This is a genomic window from Flavobacteriales bacterium, from assembly GCA_020635855.1.
Taxonomy (GTDB): Bacteria; Bacteroidota; Bacteroidia; order JACJYZ01; family JACJYZ01; genus JACJYZ01.
In genome coordinates this window covers 1,375,657-1,393,311 of sequence record JACJYZ010000002.1, presented here as the reverse complement: position 1 = coordinate 1,393,311, position 17,655 = coordinate 1,375,657, and the positions used below count along the sequence as shown (strand labels likewise).

Genomic DNA, 17,655 nt, shown 5'->3' with positions numbered 1-17,655 from the left:
GGGGACGCTAAAGACTTACTACACAAACTCCTAGAAAGATGCACAATTCACTTACTACGCAGCAAAAATAGGCAACCCTATGAGTTTTCCCAAATATTATTTTATTAAAAGCTACCAGTGAATTTGAAGTCAGTGATAATTTAAGATCACATGATTCTAAAATTAGAACTTGAAAATGGGAATATTACATGATGCAGGTTACCTGTTCACAACAAACCGCACATGGTATGAATAACCATGATCCGAAAGGGTGAGCAGGTAAAAACCGGCCTTGAAACGGGCCAGTGAAAGTTCATAATGCATAGCACCGAATATCTCGCCACGAAGAACAGTTTGTCCAAGCGCATCAACCACCTGATACGTATACCTGCTCTGTACCGGCACGGCAACATATAGGTGTTCATGCGCAGGCGACGGATATACGGTCACCTCCCCCACCTGTCTTCCTTCATATACCCCGGTGCTGCATAAATCCGGATCGGTCACCGGTGTAATACCCGTTCCTCCTCCGGCACATGTTCCGCAACTATCTATGAATGCCTTCCCTCCTGTTTCCCCGTTACAATCCTTCGGTGGGAGCTGCGTGAACGAAGCGAGCAGGCGTATATATGCCGACTGGTAATAGATACCCGGTTCCGTGATCTCCCAAGAGTTTTCGGGGTACCCGGTATTCCATTCGTAGTAGGATTTCTGCACCGGCTCAGAACCCAGCCAAGCAAGTGATCCGCCATAATCTTTGTTGGGGCCACCGGGGACATAACCCGGGGCCGGACCATATGATGAAGTGCGCACATCATCCCAGGGTGTTCCATCATTGAACCAACTATGATAGATCGTGTTCACGCTGTTCTCAGCACCCAAAGCGCCCATGTTCGATAAATACACCATTTGCATCGGATTCACCCCGTGCATATAGTGCAAACTCGCCAGTGCCCGTTTTGCATATTGCAGGCTGTCCGCCTGATCCAAGCCATACAGGTTCATATCCAGGTTGATGATACCTGTGGCGGCCTTCACCTGGTTGCTGCCCCAATGGTATTGCGCATCGGGCATGTAGGAACGATACAGGTCTTTCTGATCTGCAAACCCATAGAAATCCGTCACCCCGTTTGCATTGCCTGTTTTCTTGCTTAGGACATCACCGGCCACAGTGACATCTGCGGATGGTAATCCCGCATAGTACAACAAAGCATCGCCATATGTAGTGCCATAGGGCCCCCACCAGTTCAGAAGCGTAACTTCCGTATAGTGATTCTTCACATACATGGAGTACGTCGCTTTTCCGGTTGCACCGAACAGGTACGCAGCCGCTGCAACGGCCCCCTGGTCCTGATCCGATAAACTTTTATCCGCGTCTCCCGCTTTGATCTCCTGGGAATCACAATCGGCGCTTCTCGGGTTCTGGGAATACCAGGTCCAAGCCAGTTCGGCACGAGCCCTGAGGTCATCCGCATATCCTGTCAGCGAAGGGAAAGCGGACAACACTTCTGCGGCGTGCGCGAAAATACCGGCGGCAACGATGGTGGATGAGGAACACTTGGGGCCATAATAGCGCGGACCGGTATCACTGCTGGGCGGTGATGGCGAATTGAAATCGATGTCACCCATTTTGATGTGCACACCCCCATCCGTTGTATCCTGCATGCGTTTCATCCAATCCAGTTCCCACATCACCTCATCCAGCAGGTCCGGTAAACCGTTGCCCGATTCGGGTATACCGAAATCATCCGTCCATATCCCGGGTTGAAAGGCGTAGGCATCCAACAACTGGTGCAGCACATTTTCCAGGAAAGTGATGTATTTGTTGTTGTCTCCCGCATCATACCATCCACCGTGCAGGTCCAATACTTTTGAGGCATTGTTCTTGTCATCCACATCATGGGCTTCGGTATCCTGACCGGGTCCCATGTAGGATGCAGCATCTGTCCATGAACTATCAGCGGATGGCACTTGCTTGTCTTGTCCGCAACGCTGGTAAAAGTACACGCGTGTGGCTGCGCGAAGCACCTTGAAGTATACATCCGGGAAAATATCGAACGGATAAGATCCCACAGCATTCGAAGGATCGTACACATAAAACGTACCGGTATCCTTCACGGAAGAGAAATCGAACCACCACCCCTTGTCGCCGGATTGTGCCTGGGTGGCACCTCCGTTCCAGGCGGTCGGAGCGCCTGAATACACAACACTGCCATCTGAAAGCCGTCGCAACTCCAGCGTGCCGCCGGGCTGGTAACTATCGGACGCATTGGCACCCTGTTGCGGATCCACCAGCACAGCCACCTTGTCATCCTGCGGCCTGTAGCCGAACTGATCCACGCAGATGTACTTCTGCACAGTGTACTGTGCAGAAGCCCCGGGCATCAACCCGATGAGCAGAACAACAACCGATCGCAGCTTTTTATTCATTCATGAACATCACCTTTTGGTTCCAGACAAAGCCGTCGACCTCCAGCTGAACAAAGCAGAGTCCGGCCTTTGGCTCATTGCCCTTTAACACTTCAAGCACATGTGCACCCTGTCCCAGGGAACCGACATCGGTCAGCTGGAGGGTTCTTCCCAGCAGGTCCACCAGTCTCGCCCGTACAGAAGACGCGTTATGTGCCAGAGAGAAACTCAGATGCACCGTGGCGTTTGCCGGGTTCGGGAACAATACAGGCGACATGGAGAAGGGTGACAACTCATCCGTTCCGGTGGTCTTGTCCCTCACCTGGATATCGTCAAGGTAAATATGGTTTCCGCGCCACGACTTAAACACAAACTTGAAGCGCACATTGGTGCCGGTGCCATACGAACCGGTGAGGGGAATGCTGTCTGTTTTCCATTCACTCATGGAAGACGGAACAAAAGGCGTAGTTTGGTCTGCCACCGTTTTAAGGGTAGCGCCCGACAAGCTTTTCCTAAGTGCCCAGATGTTGCCGCAGTTCGTAGAAACAAATATCTTCAATTCATCACCCGACAGGTTGTCGATGGCCGCATAGGCCACCTTGAAGTACAACTGAGCATTGGGCACAGTTGACATGTCATAAGAAGGGGTGATCAATTCCAGGCTTTCACCGCTCCATATCCGCTCATAATTGTTCACCATGAACGAATGACTTCCACTGGCACCGGCCATATCGGTCAACTCCCATTGGTTGCCACCGGCGGTCACGGGATTCAGCCACATGCCATTCACGGATGCTGTGTCTTCGAAAGTTTCCGTATAGATGGAGTCCTGCATATCAGCCAGTGTCGGGAATACGGTCATATAGTTCTTGAAGACCACCGTATCGCTGCCGGCACTGTTGCCTGCGATCAGCTGCACATCATACACACCTGCGCTGTCATAGGTGATGGTTGGCGACCGGTCTGTAGATGCGGCGGGGGTTCCACCCGGGCATGACCACGTCCAGGAATCCGGCGTACCGCCATACGAGTAATCGTTGTACTTGACAGAAGCGCCGGCACATATATACCTTTTGCTTGTGTATAGATCCGCAACCGGGGCACACAGGGGCGCCACGTAACCGGAGTCGGTTCCGGTGGCAGCCGCGTTGGCCGGTGAGGTCAGGTTTTGCAAAGCGGGGTATGTTGCAAACACAGCATCCATCCTTTCCTTCTGTCCGATGGAGAACATGGTCGGGCAGTCGCTGTAGCTCATGAAGTTGTCCAGCGGATCTACGGTATCGGTTGCAAAAGGCGACGGACCGATGGTATCGTTGCCGCAGGTATTTTCTGTTTTGTCACAGCCGTATGTTGGTTCCAGCATGGGCGGGGTGTCGCACACCATGTCATCGTGGTCGGTACAGTCGTGACCGATATTGAACGAGCATCCATCGCCGGCACCGTTTACCAGCTGATCCTGCCAAGGATGCCAGAGACCGAGGCAGTGGCCCAGTTCATGGGTTTCGGTGCGGCCGTTGTTGCTGACGGCTGTCCCGTTTGTTCCCCAGTAGTTGTGGCGCACGACCGCACCATAGGTATCGCTGATGCCATACGCCCAAGGAAACTCTTCGTATCCTGCGATCACTCCACCACCCGGCAGGTTCCAGCGAGTGGGGTCGATGCTGTTCACGATCCAGATGTTGAAGTACTTGTCGGGCGGCCATTGGATAACGCTCTTGAGTGTATCGCGGCAATTGTAGGTCAGGGGCGTTCTCCAGTAGGTAACGCCGCTGGTGCAGTTTCCGTCGGGGTCGATCTTCGCCAGCCGGAACTCCACTTTACAATCGGTGGCGAACGGCTTGAAGAGGGGAAGCGTTTGGGTGGTGTCTTTGTTCAGTTTCCGGAAATCCAGGTTCATTTTATCAATTCCACTTTGGATCTGAGCCAGGCCTATGCGTTCGGCACCATCATCGTGCATCACGTGCACCACCACCGGAATATAGCGGGTGGAGTCGTTGCTACTGGTACGTTGCGATTGGATTTTCTGTACCATGACCCGGATCTTATCCATGTCCTTCAGCACCCTTCCGAGCATATCAGGGTCGGCAGCCAATTGATCCCTGAAATGTTCATCGGTGGCACATTGGCCGTATTCCTGTTGGGCATGCGCCGGAACATACGCGCATAACATGAAGGTGAAAGCAGAGAATAGAAAGCGTTTCATTTTGTTGGATTGGTGAATGAAAACTATACACACGAAGTGTACAAGTATAGCCAGAAAAACGGAGGGCAGAAAAAGAAAAAACGACGTGTTATCTGGCGTCCGATCGGGTGCGAATCACCTGGTCCAGCATGATGGCAGCCAACCTGGCGGTGATGCCATCACGGTCCATTGCGGGGTTCATTTCCGCCACATCCATCGACAACACCTTGCCGCTCCGGAGCAGTCTTTCAAGGAGGGGTTGCACATCCCGCGGGAGCAATCCGGCCGGGTTCGGTGCGCTCACCCCGGGTGCCACGGAAGCCGAGAACACATCCAGGCATAGCGTCACATAAAGGCGATCCACAGAAGCCAGAAAATCATCCATGCTTTTCAGGCTGCTTTCAGGGCAGGGCATCTGAACATCCTGGGAAAACAAGTACTGCACGCCTCTCCCCTTTGCCTGTTCAAACAGGTAAGCGGTGTTGCCAAACCATTCGATACCGGCACAGCAATAGGAAAACGGGGTTCCTTCCTCCTTCAACTTACCGGCAATTTGTGTAAAGGGTGTTCCGGATGTGGCGCCCTGCTTGTCATCGCGCAGGTCAAAATGGGCATCGAAGTTAAAAATACCGATGTGGGATTCGGGATGGGCTTGGTGCAAACCCATATAGTGGCCGAACGAGACTTCATGTCCGCCACCCATCACCAGCGGAAAATATCCGGCTTGCAACAGTGTTTTAACCGCCTCCGCCAAACGCACCTGTGCCGCTTCCAGCTGGTCCCGGTCGCAGATCACATCCCCGGCATCCACGATGATCACATCCGTTCCGGCGTGAAATGGCAGGTTGGCCAGTGCCGCGCGGATCGCATTGGGTCCTTCTGCCGCTCCCGCCCTGCCCTTGTTCCGTTTCACACCTTCATCCGAAGAAAATCCAAGCAAGGCAAAAGCCATCCCGGAAACCTGGGGCACATCCGCACCCATATCAAGCGGACGAACCACATGATGGTAGCGGTGATGGGAAGGCTCGTCACCGTCGTGGCGACCTTTCCAGAGGGATGTGTCAGGGGCGTGATACATATGAGTCGTTAGTCTTTAGTCGTTAGTGAGGGATGTGGGTTTGCATTCCGTTTTTCCAGACGAGGTTGGGTTGAAGGCTGCCCTGGTGGTAGAGGACCTCGCGGAAATCGGCCACCGGGAAAGCGACCATGTCCGCTTTTTTATCTGCAGCGATCACGCCGCGGTCGTTCAGCTGCAAAGCAGCGGCGGCGCGCACCGTGACGGCCGCCAGGGTTTCGGTGGTGGTCAGCTTTTCCGCAGCACCCATTACAGCTGCCTGCAAAAGGAGATTCCCCATCGGCGCGGAGCCCGGGTTCCAGTCGCTGGCAATCACCAGGCAGAGTCCGGCATCCAACAACTTTCTCGCAGGCGCGAACGGCATGCCCAAGCCCAATGTGGCGCCCGGCAGTACCGTGGCGATCACACTTTTCTTCTTCAACGCAGCGATACCAGCATCATTCACCGCTTCGAGGTGGTCGGCACTGACCGCATCAAACTCCGCGGCGAGCATACTGCCCATGGCGGTGAATTGATCGGCATGTACGGTAATGGCGAAGCCCAGGTCCCGGCATGCCTGCAGGTATGTGCGGGCTGCATCAGGCGCAAAGGCAGATGGTTCAACAAACACATCGGCCCTGTTCGCAAGTTGTTCCGACTTCACGACCGGCAGCACATGTTCTATGAGAAAGCCTACATAGGATGCGGCATCTTCAAACTCCGGGGGCTTTACGTGCGCCGCCAGACAGGTAGACACCAGGTCCAAAGCAGTTTGATCATTCGCCTCACGAATGGCGCGAAGCATTTTCAGTTCATCTTCCAGAGAAAGACCGTACCCGCTTTTCACCTCACAGGTGGTCACGCCTTCCGAGGTCAGTCGGTTGCATCTTAACACCATCCCTTCAATCAACTCTTCCGAAGTGGCTGCCCGTGTTTTTCGTACGGTATCCATGATACCGCCGCCTTCTTCCAGTATCTGCACATAGGATTTGCCTGCAATCCGGGAAGCATAGTCTCCGGCTCGTGATCCGGCGAAACAAATGTGGGTATGTGCATCAATAAAACCGGGCATGAGCACATGATCACCGGTGATCTCTTCCACTTCCTCCGCCTCCTTTTGCAAGGTATTGAAGTCGCCGACCTTCACGATCACCCCATCCTGCACCAGCACACCTCCGCGAAGGATGATCTCCAGCCGGTCATCAGCAAGAGGGCCTGCCAACGGGAGTCCGTTCAGGGTTACGATCTGGGTAAAAGGTCCGATGAGTTTCATGGCCTAAATGTGGAAATATATTTTGGAAACACATAGGTACATAGGGAACAAAGCGAATGAATGGGTAAAGGGGTAAGGTGTTGTAAAGGGGTAAAGAATTGTAAGGAAAATTAACCTATGCGCAAACCTCATGTGTTCTATGTGCCTATGTGGTTCCAATCAAATCTTCAATCCGAACTTTTCCTCGAACTCTTCCGCTTCTTCATAGCCTGCATCCGCATGGCGCATCACGCCCAGGGCAGGGTCGTTGAACAGCACACGTCTCAGGCATTGATCCGCACGTTCCGTACCATCGGCCAGCACCACCATACCGGCATGTTGCGAGAAGCCCATGCCCACGCCACCGCCATGGTGAAAGCTCACCCATGTGGCGCCTCCGGCGGTGTTCGACATCAGGTTCAACAGGGGCCAGTCGGAAACGGCATCCGATCCATCCTTCATCGATTCGGTTTCACGGTAGGGAGATGCCACCGAACCGCAGTCGAGGTGATCGCGGCCGATCACGATGGGCGCTTTCACTTTGCCGGTTCGCACGAGGTCATTGAAGATCAATCCTGCCTTTTCGCGTTCACCTAGTCCGAGCCAGCAAATGCGCGACGGCAGTCCCTGGAAGGCGATTTTTTCCCGGGCCTCCTTCAGCCAATGAATGAGGTGGGTGTTTTCAGGAAATGCCTCCATGAGGGCGTTGTCGGTGGTGTAAATGTCTTCCGGATCTCCCGAGAGCGCCACCCATCGGAACGGACCTTTCCCCTCACAGAACAGCGGCCTTACATATGCGGGCACGAAGCCGGGGAAGTCGAAGGCGTGGGATTCTCCACCCTGCCGGGCGAACTCGCGCAGGTTGTTGCCATAGTCAAATGTGCGGCTTCCTTTGGACTGCATTTCCAGCATCAGGTGCACATGGCGCGCCATGCTTTTGAGGGATCTTTCCTTATAAGTCACCGGGTTTTTCTTTCGCAGATCCGCAGCTTCTTCCAGGCTCATTCCATTCGGAACATAACCGTTCACCGGATCGTGGGCAGAGGTTTGATCTGTCAGCACGTCCGGGATGATGCCATCTTTCAAAAGTTTCTCAAGCATATCACCTGCATCGCTGACCAATCCGATGGAGATGGCCTGGCCTTTCTCTTTCGCCTCCAGCGCCCAGTCGCGCGCTTCTTCGTAACTGGCGGTCATCTTATCGATGTAGCGGGTCTCCAATCTCTTTTCAATGCGTTTCGGATCCACATCGGCCCCCAGGAACGTTGCACCGGCCAAAGTAGCTGCCAGTGGTTGCGCACCACCCATGCCCCCAAGTCCCGCGGATACCAACAACTTATGCTGCAGGCTGCCACCAAAGTGCTGCCTTGCGCACGACGCGAAGGTTTCGTAGGTCCCTTGAAGTATGCCCTGGGAGCCGATATAAATCCAACTTCCGGCCGTCATCTGGCCGTACATCATCAATCCTTTTGCCGCCAGTTCATCGAAGTGTTCCCAGTTCGCCCAATGTGGCACCAGGTTGCTGTTGGCGATGAGCACGCGTGGTGCTTCCGCATGGGTTCGCACCAGTCCGACGGGTTTGCCCGACTGCACCAGGAGGCTGTGATCTTCATCCATGGTCAGCAGGGTTTTCACGATCAGGTCGAAGGCTTCGCGGTTGCGCACTGCCTGCCCCCGCCCCCCGTACACCACAAAATGATCGGGGTCTTCAGCCACCTCATGGTCGAGGTTGTTGAGGAGCATGCGCAGCGGCGCTTCCGTCTGCCACGACTTCGCATGCAGTTGTACGCCGTGAGGCGCTTTGTAGTTCGGGTGACTTGCGTAGATTTTAAGAAAGTCTGAAACGTTCATGTTGTTCACCGTTTAGGTCGATCCCTTCACGCGCGGCGGTTTCTTCGGCGAGGGTCGAGAGTTGATATCCGGAAATGAGTTGTGTAGCCACCTGCAGGTCGTCGGAGAACACGCGGTCTTCTTCGGTGTGACTGATATGATCGCGGACCAGGTGGTGACAGGCTTCGAGGATCTTGCCGGACTTCATGGGACGTCGGTAGTCGAACGCCTGGGCGGCGCAGATAAGTTCCACGGCCAGGATCTTCTCCAGGTTGTCGATCACCTGGTTCAGTTTGCGGCCGCTGATGGAGCCCATGCTCACGTGGTCTTCCTGTCCGAGCGACGTGGGAATGCTGTCGGCGCTGGCCGGGAAGCATAAAGCTTTGTTCTCGCTCACCAGAGCAGCAGAGGTATATTGTGGGATCATGAAGCCGGAGTTGATACCGGTGTTCTTCATCAGCAAGGTGGGAAGTCCTTCCCTTCCTTCCAACAACAGGTAGGTACGGCGGTCGGAGATGTTGCCTACCTCATGGGCTGCCAGGGTGGCATAGTCCAACGGGAGCGCCATGGGTTGTCCATGGAAATTACCGCCGCTGATGGTGTTCTGCGCATCCAGCACAATGGGGTTATCGGTCACTGCATTCAGCTCCACATGCAGCATCTCCTTCACATGCAACCATGCGTTGCGGGAGGCGCCATGTACAGGTGGCATGCAGCGAAGCGAATAGGGATCCTGTACCCGTTCGCAGTGTTCGTGGGAGACCACCATCTCTGAGCCTTCAAGCAACTTACGAAGGCGGCGTGCCACCAGCAGGTTTCCGGGAAAAGGCCGCAGGTGATGGAGACGTTCATCAAACGGGCGCACGGAGCCGAGCAAGGCTTCCAGCGACATGGCCCCGATGATATCGGCGGTATTGAGGGCGTGATGGAGGCGTTCGATGCCCAGCGTGGCATGGGCTGCGATGAACTGTGTGCCGTTGATGAGGGCGAGGCCTTCCTTGGCCAGGAGCTCCAGCGGTTGCATGTCTTCTTCCTGCAGCATTTGTGCGGTCGGCTTCACTTGTCCTTTGTGATGCACATGCCCCAGTCCGATCAACGGGAGGAACAGGTGCGCAAGCGGTGCCAGGTCGCCGGACGCACCAACAGATCCCTGGGAAGGCACAACGGGAATGATGTCGTTATCGATGTGCCAGAGAATACGTTGAAGCAACGGTTCGGACACGCCGGAGAAGCCCACGCATAGCGACTGCAGTTTGGAGATCAGCATCAGCTTGGCGAGTTGAGGGTGCACGGGGTCTCCTACCCCAACGCTATGACTTTTAAGCAGGTTCACCTGGAGCTGACGGGTATGGTCTGCGGAGATGCGGGTCTGGCAGAGAGGCCCGAAGCCGGTGTTCACACCATAGAGGGTCTCGCTGCCAGTGACGATGGTTTCCACGGCTTCGCGGCTTTTGGCGGCAAGGGCCAGCACCTCAGGCGTGAGGCGACCCTGCACATGACCACGTGCAATATTGAAGGCAGCTGACACCGACAATTGATCTTTCCCGAATGCGAATGTTGACATCTTAAGTAAGCATTTCGTTCACGCGTGTGAACACATTTTTTTTGTTGAGTTGCAGTTCCAGTTCGTCCAAGGTAGTGAGGATATGTTGCAAATGTTCGCCCTCCTGCATCATGCCCTGCATGGCCTTTTCGAGGGATGCCCACACCGGCTTGATGCGCTCCAGGAGTTTCTTGCCGCGGGTCGAAAGCGACACCATGCGGCGGCGGCCGTCGGCAGGGTCGCGGGCTTCGTTCACCAATTGGTTTTCGCGGAGCTTGCCCACCATCTGGATGATGGCCGGGTGGCTCACCTGAAGCATGTCGGCCATTTCCGTAATGGAGAGGTTACCGCGACGGTCGAGCTCGAAGAACACCGGAAACCAGGTGATCTCGAAAGGAATGTCCTGCGCCCTGTACACCCCTGCAATGTCTTGCAGGATGCGTTCACTGAGGCGTTTCAGGCGCGAGCCCAACACGAGATATCCGGCTTCTTTGTAGACGTCCATGAAACAAATATACAAATTTATGTAAGTGGTTACATATTGAAAGCAAAAATTAGCACGAGGATCCACGTTCCCGCGCTAAGCATTCAAGAGTATTCTATGGTTGCTGTATGGCATAATCATACACCTGAATTTGCGCCATTCCTGATCGCCGGAATTTCACCCACCCCAACCGGTCATGCAACCGGAAACCGGCATACGTGGTATCGGTGAAATCGGGATAGCCACATTGCTCGTTGTGGGTGATGTACCTATATGCCGGGAAACCATAAGCTGGAGTCTGTGTAATGGTGGTTCCGGTTGTTGTATTCAGGTTAAAACTTGACTTCGCGGAGAAACCATCTCCTTTTCTCAGGGTATCTCCTGCCTGGAAAGTGATATCATCAATGAAACCTGATTCTTTCAACGGAAAGCCGCTGGTCGGGTCACAGGTCCGTTCGTAGACTGTGAATTGTTGATAATAAGGTTTATCAGGATCGATTCTTGCAGAATCCTGCCGAACATCTTCATATACATCATAGGGATGAGACTCCGCAGCCACCTGAATATCGCTGTGAAGACAATTTAAAAAACTGTAGCCGCGCACACCGCTGCCAGGCGAACCGACAATCGCGGCGCCAAACCTGATATCTGCTGTGCCGTCACCGTCCAGATCGATCACCAAAGTATCCGCATGATTGTACCCACCCGAAACCTCGTGGTTCACTTCAGTGGGATGCACATCAGGGTCGGCGATGATGATATAGGAAGGTCGCAGGCTTTCATCCGGCTTGCAGGATACAATAGCCAGTAACAACAGCATCCGGATTGCATGTGAGATTTTGGTCATGGCGCGGGTGTATAAGGAGGTATAACAAATCTACAAACTTGACGGTAAAATGTCGAGAGAAGTACCGTGTCAGCATACAGTGTGAGCATACAGCAACAGGACAAAAACAAAAGCGAGCTTTTCCCGGGAGTGCTCCGCTGCGCTGCGCGATCCCTTATCGCTCCGAGGTCCAAGCCAAATCAATGACATGCTCGTCCCTCGCATGTGTTTCACAAGGCGCTCACAAAAACAAAAGCGAGCTTTCTTCCGGGAGTGCTCCGCTGCGCTACGCGATCCCTTATCGCTCCGAGGTCCAAGCCAAATCAATGACATGCTCGTCCCTCGCATGTGTTTCACAAGGCGCTCACAAAAACAAAAGCGAGCTTTTGTTTTGCTCGCTTTTGTGAAACTGCCATTGATTTGGCTCTCTGGTGACCTCGCAGGGAGTCGAACCCCGAACCTCCTGATCCGTAGTCAGGTGCTCTATCCAATTAAGCTACGAGGCCAAAAGGAGTGCAAATATAATAATCTCATCACAATGTCAATACATTCCCATGAGCAATGTTCTTTGCCCTCCTTTGTCACCCTTCCCCAAATCACCCTTACGCAAATACCGCAATCGCTATCCACAACTTTTTCACAACCCGAAAATTGGGTGTTTTTGCTGATGCGCGCGGATTTGAAATGACCTATTTTCACACCGGTTTTTGATTGTGATAACACAGCCCGGAAAGGATGATGCACTATTCCCTCCTCCGCTAACATCACCCTTTGTTTCCGGATGTGTTTGCATCAATAATGCATCCATTTGACCACTTTACCTATGCACGATTTATCGACGGAGGACGAACAGGATCCTCTCGCCACCCACCAGGATGCGGATCTGGAGATCGAACTGCTTATGGAAGCATTGTTCCGGAAGTACGGCTACGACTTCAGGGGATATTCCAAAGCGCATATCCGGCGCAGGGTTACGCAACGCCTTCGCACCAGCGGCCTCAACACCGTGTCGCAGATGCAGGACAAAATGCTGCACAGTCCGACATTCGCCGAAGCCCTGCTGAACGACTTCAGCATCGGTGTTACGGAGATGTTCCGCGACCCGCCGTTCTACCAGCAAATCCGTCAAAAGGTGATTCCCCTCCTCAAGACCTGGCCGCACATCAAGATATGGCATGCCGGATGCAGCACGGGAGAGGAAGTATATTCCATGGCCATCCTGCTGAAAGAAGAAGGTCTGTATGATCGCACGCAGATCTACGCCACCGACTTCAACCAGCATGCGTTGAATGTGGCCCGGGAAGGCATATATGCATCCAACAAGATCAAGAAGTACAGCCAGAATTACAGCGCTTCCGGTGCCAGGGCTACCTTCGGCGACTACATCCACACCCAGTATGATGCCGCCATCCTGTCCAATTCCCTCCAGAAAAACATCGTGTGGGCCCACCACAATTTGGTTACCGACAGCGATTTCACGGAAGCGCACATGGTGGTATGCCGCAATGTGCTCATCTATTTCAGCAAGGAATTGCAGAACAAGGTACACCAACTGTTCTTCAACAGCCTTGTCAACGGCGGTATCCTATGCCTGGGCAATAAGGAATCCCTCCAGTTCACAGACCATGCATCCCACTACACCCATGTAGACAAAAAGCAAAGGATGTATAAGAAAATATATGCTGAATGACAGGACATTCATCTCAATTCGACGCAGTGGTGATCGGCGCTTCTGCCGGGGGCGTCAGTGTACTGAAACAACTCGTTACGTCTTTGCCCGCAGACTTCTCGTTATCAACCATCGTTGTACAGCACATCGCCGATACATCTGACAGTTCATGGACGGAATTGCTCGACAGGCAAAGCAAGGTACGCGTGAAGGAAGCGGACGAAAAGGAGAAGATCCGGCCCGGCACGGTTTACTTCGCCCCGGCCAATTACCACCTGCTGGTAGAACGCGACCGTACCTTCACACTCACCATTGACCAGCCCGTGAACTATGCCCGGCCATCCATCGATGTGTTGTTTGAAACCGCAGCCGAAGCGTACCAAAGCAGGCTCATCGGCATCGTATGCACCGGAAGCAACTTTGACGGCGCCAAAGGGCTGCTCTATATCAAACAGCGGGGCGGACTCACCATGGTGCAGGACCCGGAAACCGCCGAAGTACCCATGATGCCCAAAGCAGCCATCGAAGCCACACAACCCGACCACGTCTTACCCATGGAGGGAATCATCCATGCCCTCATCCGCATCAACCAGCAAAAAACAACCCGTTCAACCACACCCAATTCATGAGTACAGAGACCCAACACGACATCAGTCAGTCCCTGATTGAAATGCAAGAGAACCTGGCGCAGCTTACCTCAGAGAACGAACGCACCAAACGCCTCCAGCAAAGCAGCGAAGAGATCAACAATATCCTTCGGGGCGACAAGGACCTGACACCCTTGTGCACAGACATACTCAGCTACCTTGCTACATTCACATCCGCCACTGTGGGTACATTCTACACCACTGACCTGAACGGGAACCAGGAATTAACGGCCGGATACGCCCTCAACAAAAAAGCTTACAAAAACAAGGTGATAGAGCCGGGCATAGGGTTGGTGGGACAGGTGGCCCTTGAACAAAAGATCATCCGTTTCAACAACCTCCCGAAAGACTACCTGCAAACCACCTCGGGAACCGGAGAAGCCAATGTCACGTACCTGACCGGGCTGCCTCTCATATACAACAACAAGCTGGTAGGGGTGCTTGAGTTGGGCACGTTCGAGGTCATCCCTGAAGAACACATGCGCACCCTCTCAGGTCACACGGAAAACATCGCGATCGCCGTGAACGCCGCCAAATCCAAGATGCGCACGGAAACACTGCTGCAAAACATACGGGAAAAGGAAGCCGAGCTTTCCGGGCAAATGAACGCCATCAACAAATCCAACCTGGCCGTGGAGTTTGACATGAAAGGTTATGTAACCAGCGCCAATGAGAACTTCCTTGATGTGATGGGCTATCAGCTGGAAGACCTCATCGGCAAGCACCACAGCATATTGGTGGATGCGACCTACAAGAATTCGGCTGAATACAAACAGTTCTGGGAGGATTTACGTGCCGGCAAATCGCATAACGGAGAGGTTTTGCGCATCAATAAAGCCGGTGACATCGTGTGGCTTCACAGTTCCTACAACCCCATTTACAACAAAGACAACAAACTGGTGAAGGTGCTGAAGCTGGCCATTGATATTACGGAACAAAAGGACAAACAGCTGCAGAACAGCCAACAGGTTTCGAGCCTGAACCAGGCGGCCATCGTTTCTGAAACCGATGCCCAGGGGAACATCACCTTCGTAAATGAAATGTTCTGCGAGATCTCCCAATACACCGAAAAAGAGTTGATCGGGAAAAACCACCGCATCCTGAAATCCGGCACGCAACCCGACGGCCTCTTCGTAGGCATGTGGAAAGCGATCAGCCTCGGAAGGGTTTGGAGGGGGAACATCTGCAACAAAGCCAAAGACGGAAGTTATTACTGGGTAGCCACCACCATCATGCCGTTCCGGAACCTGAGAGGGAATATATTCAAGTATGTGGCCGTGCGCTTCGACATCACGGAGCAGGTCAACCAGAAACAGGAACTGCTGAAACAGGCGGAAGAAATGCAATCCCAGCAGGAAGAGCTCAAACAAACCAACGAGGAACTGCAGGAGCAAACCATGAAACTGAAGGAACAGCAGGAAGAACTGCAGGCCGCCAATGAAGAACTGGAAGAGCAAACCCAGATCGTGGAACAAAAAAACCACGACCTGGAAATCGCCCGCACCGACATCGAGCACAAAGCAAAACAACTGGAGATCAGCAGCAAATACAAAAGCGAGTTCCTGGCCAACATGAGCCACGAACTGCGTACCCCCCTGAACAGCCTGCTGATCCTGTCCGATGACCTGGCGCAAAACAAAGAAAACAACCTCTCGGTCGACCAGATTGAAAGCGCCCAGGTGATCAGCAAAAGCGGCCACGACCTGTTGAACCTGATCAACGAGATCCTTGACCTGAGCAAAGTGGAAGCGGGACGAATGGACCTGAACGTAAAATCCATCAACCTCCATGAATTCGCCACCAGCCTGCGACGCGATTTCACCCACGTGGCCGAAGACAAAGGACTAAAGTTCGACATCATCGTGGATAACGATCTGCCCGAATCATTCGAGAGCGACCAGCAACGCCTGGCACAGGTTCTGAAAAACCTCTTGAGCAATGCCTTCAAATTCACCGACAAGGGCGAAGTGATCGCATCGTTCAAGAAAAACGCCAACCTGATTGCCTTTTCGGTCAAGGATTCAGGCATCGGCATCGCTGTTGACAAACAAGACATCATCTTCGAGGCTTTCCAACAAGCAGATGGCAGCAATTCCCGTAAGTACGGAGGAACCGGACTGGGACTGTCGATCTCGCGCGAACTGGCCAAACTCCTTCGGGGCAATATCTCGCTTGAAAGCAAACCCGGTCAGGGTTCCACTTTCACCCTGACCATCCCCCTTGAACTTCCCCAGGAGATGCAGAGCAAAAAGGCTGTTCCTGTCAAACCCCAAAAGGCCGTGATGACAACCTACGACAGCCAGTTTCTCAACTACCCCACCCTTGATGATCAGCGCAATGAGATCTCTGAAAGCGATAACGTGGTGTTGATCATCGAAGACGATACCGACTTTGCCAGGGTGCTGGCCGCGCAAGCCAACCAAAAATCCCTGAAATACCTGTGTGCCGCCACCGGTGAAGACGGATTGAAACTGGCCGCAAAATTCCAGCCCAATGCCATCATCCTCGACCTCGACCTGCCTGGCATCGACGGCCATATGGTACTGAAAGAACTGAAGAGCAACCCCGACCTCAGGCACATTCCCGTTCACATCATCTCCGCCAATGAGAAATCCATGGAGCCCATCAAATCCGGCGCCGTGGAATACCTGACCAAACCCGTCAACAAAAAACAACTGGAAGGTGCATTCTCCAGGATCGAAGACCTGATCAGCCGCAAAATGAAAAACCTGCTGATCATTGAAGACAATAAGAACCTGCGCAAGTCCATCATCAAACTCATCGGCAACGGCGACGTGAAGTGCCATGAAGCCAGTACGGGCGAAGAAGCCCTGAACGTATGCAACAAAGAGAAGGTGGATTGCATCGTGCTGGACATCGGCCTGCCCGACATGACCGGCTTCGAACTGATCAAACAACTCGAAAAAGACCAGGAAGGTCATGTCCCCCCTATCGTGGTGTACACCGGCAAGGAACTCACCAGGGAGGAAGACGAAGAGCTGAGACAACACGCCGAAACCATCATCGTGAAAGGTGTAAAGAGCGAAGAACGTCTTCTGGACGAAACCGCCCTGTTCCTACACCGTACCCTCCGCAACCTGCCGAAAAAGAAACAGGAAATGATCACTGGCCTCTACGACAATGAAAAGGTGTTCACCGACAAAAAGGTATTGCTCGTGGATGACGACATGCGAAATGTATTTGCCCTGGGCAAGGTATTGAGGGAAAAAGGCCTGGAAGTCGTTAAGGCGGAAAATGGGAAAGTGGCCCTGGATGTACTCGGCAAAAATGCAGACATAGACATTGTACTGATGGACATCATGATGCCAGAAATGGATGGCTACGAATGCATGCAGAACATCCGCAAGGAAAAGAAATACGCCCACCTTCCCGTCATCGCACTCACCGCCAAAGCCATGAAAGAAGACCGCCAGAAATGCATCGATGCCGGCGCCAACGACTACATCAGCAAACCGGTGGACGTGGAGCGTTTGTTCTCACTGATGAAGATTTGGTTGAAGAATAGGAAGTGAGGGGGTAAAGAGGTAAAGAGGTAAAGAGGTAAGGAGGTAAAGGGGTAAAGGGGTAAAGAGGTAAAGGGGTAAGGGATTGATAGGGTAAGGGAGTAGATAGGTGGAAGAACAACTTTCCTGCGCGACCAAAGGTTACCTCCTTACGCGACCAAAGGGAGCACTTTACCCCTTTACAAATCGTTCGCTATCTTCACGCCGTACCAGTTTATTCAACCCATGCCCCACCCTGCAATTCGAATACCCCTCC

Annotated in this window: 11 protein-coding genes and 1 tRNA gene; 3 read left to right on the top strand and 9 right to left on the bottom strand. The window is 53.2% G+C overall.

The window, feature by feature from the left end:
• Positions 1 to 198: 198 nt before the first annotated feature.
• From H6585_05700 to H6585_05660, 9 genes are all read right to left on the bottom strand, one after another.
• Positions 199 to 2,409 (bottom strand): glycoside hydrolase family 9 protein, encoded by a 2,211-nt coding sequence (locus H6585_05700; GenBank protein ID MCB9447824.1) that lies wholly within the window; start codon positions 2,407 to 2,409, stop codon positions 199 to 201.
• Positions 2,402 to 4,591, bottom strand: a complete 2,190-nt coding sequence (locus H6585_05695) for a choice-of-anchor J domain-containing protein (GenBank protein MCB9447823.1) — start codon at positions 4,589 to 4,591, stop codon at positions 2,402 to 2,404. Before H6585_05695 ends, H6585_05700 begins: the two co-directional genes overlap by 8 nt.
• Positions 4,592 to 4,679: 88 nt before the next feature.
• Positions 4,680 to 5,648 carry a formimidoylglutamase gene (gene hutG, locus H6585_05690; GenBank protein ID MCB9447822.1) on the bottom strand — a complete coding sequence of 323 codons (969 nt, stop codon included), beginning with the start codon at positions 5,646 to 5,648 and terminating at the stop codon, positions 4,680 to 4,682.
• 22 nt (positions 5,649 to 5,670) lie between these two features.
• Positions 5,671 to 6,897: an imidazolonepropionase gene (locus tag H6585_05685; protein ID MCB9447821.1), complete on the bottom strand. Its 1,227-nt coding sequence runs from the start codon at positions 6,895 to 6,897 to the stop codon at positions 5,671 to 5,673.
• A 159-nt stretch (positions 6,898 to 7,056) separates the two neighbouring features.
• Entirely contained in the window at positions 7,057 to 8,727 is a 1,671-nt protein-coding gene (gene hutU / locus H6585_05680; GenBank protein ID MCB9447820.1) for a urocanate hydratase, read from the bottom strand.
• A complete protein-coding gene (gene hutH, locus H6585_05675; GenBank protein ID MCB9447819.1) occupies positions 8,705 to 10,270 on the bottom strand; it encodes a histidine ammonia-lyase in 1,566 nt (521 codons plus the stop codon). The genes hutU and hutH overlap by 23 nt, the downstream gene beginning before the upstream one ends.
• Before the next feature lies 1 nt (position 10,271).
• The gene (locus tag H6585_05670) at positions 10,272 to 10,754 is read right to left on the bottom strand and encodes a MarR family transcriptional regulator (GenBank protein MCB9447818.1); all 483 of its coding nucleotides are present in this window, start codon (positions 10,752 to 10,754) and stop codon (positions 10,272 to 10,274) included.
• 94 nt (positions 10,755 to 10,848) lie between these two features.
• Positions 10,849 to 11,580: a hypothetical protein gene (locus H6585_05665; GenBank protein MCB9447817.1), complete on the bottom strand. Its 732-nt coding sequence runs from the start codon at positions 11,578 to 11,580 to the stop codon at positions 10,849 to 10,851.
• A 408-nt stretch (positions 11,581 to 11,988) separates the two neighbouring features.
• A tRNA-Arg gene (locus H6585_05660) sits at positions 11,989 to 12,065 on the bottom strand.
• A 317-nt stretch (positions 12,066 to 12,382) separates the two neighbouring features.
• Between H6585_05660 and H6585_05655 the strand changes: the two genes are divergently transcribed.
• From H6585_05655 to H6585_05645, 3 genes are read left to right on the top strand one after another with little or no spacing between them, the layout of a single operon-like run.
• A complete protein-coding gene (locus tag H6585_05655; GenBank protein ID MCB9447816.1) occupies positions 12,383 to 13,249 on the top strand; it encodes a protein-glutamate O-methyltransferase CheR in 867 nt (288 codons plus the stop codon).
• Entirely contained in the window at positions 13,246 to 13,857 is a 612-nt protein-coding gene (locus H6585_05650; GenBank protein ID MCB9447815.1) for a chemotaxis protein CheB, read from the top strand. Before H6585_05655 ends, H6585_05650 begins: the two co-directional genes overlap by 4 nt.
• Positions 13,854 to 17,408, top strand: a complete 3,555-nt coding sequence (locus H6585_05645; protein ID MCB9447814.1) for a response regulator — start codon at positions 13,854 to 13,856, stop codon at positions 17,406 to 17,408. Before H6585_05650 ends, H6585_05645 begins: the two co-directional genes overlap by 4 nt.
• The last annotated feature ends 247 nt before the right edge of the window (positions 17,409 to 17,655 follow it).

What these genes read in the sequence shown, in the direction of transcription:
- H6585_05700 (MCB9447824.1), bottom strand. Translation starts at nt 2,409, where the DNA reads ATGAATAAAAAGCTGCGATCGGTTGTTGTTCTGCTCATCGGGTTGATG.
- H6585_05695 (MCB9447823.1), bottom strand. Translation starts at nt 4,591, where the DNA reads ATGAAACGCTTTCTATTCTCTGCTTTCACCTTCATGTTATGCGCGTAT.
- hutG (MCB9447822.1), bottom strand. Translation starts at nt 5,648, where the DNA reads ATGTATCACGCCCCTGACACATCCCTCTGGAAAGGTCGCCACGACGGT.
- H6585_05685 (MCB9447821.1), bottom strand. Translation starts at nt 6,897, where the DNA reads ATGAAACTCATCGGACCTTTTACCCAGATCGTAACCCTGAACGGACTC.
- hutU (MCB9447820.1), bottom strand. Translation starts at nt 8,727, where the DNA reads ATGAACGTTTCAGACTTTCTTAAAATCTACGCAAGTCACCCGAACTAC.
- hutH (MCB9447819.1), bottom strand. Translation starts at nt 10,270, where the DNA reads ATGTCAACATTCGCATTCGGGAAAGATCAATTGTCGGTGTCAGCTGCC.
- H6585_05670 (MCB9447818.1), bottom strand. Translation starts at nt 10,754, where the DNA reads ATGGACGTCTACAAAGAAGCCGGATATCTCGTGTTGGGCTCGCGCCTG.
- H6585_05665 (MCB9447817.1), bottom strand. Translation starts at nt 11,580, where the DNA reads ATGACCAAAATCTCACATGCAATCCGGATGCTGTTGTTACTGGCTATT.
- H6585_05655 (MCB9447816.1), top strand. Translation starts at nt 12,383, where the DNA reads ATGCACGATTTATCGACGGAGGACGAACAGGATCCTCTCGCCACCCAC.
- H6585_05650 (MCB9447815.1), top strand. Translation starts at nt 13,246, where the DNA reads ATGACAGGACATTCATCTCAATTCGACGCAGTGGTGATCGGCGCTTCT.
- H6585_05645 (MCB9447814.1), top strand. Translation starts at nt 13,854, where the DNA reads ATGAGTACAGAGACCCAACACGACATCAGTCAGTCCCTGATTGAAATG.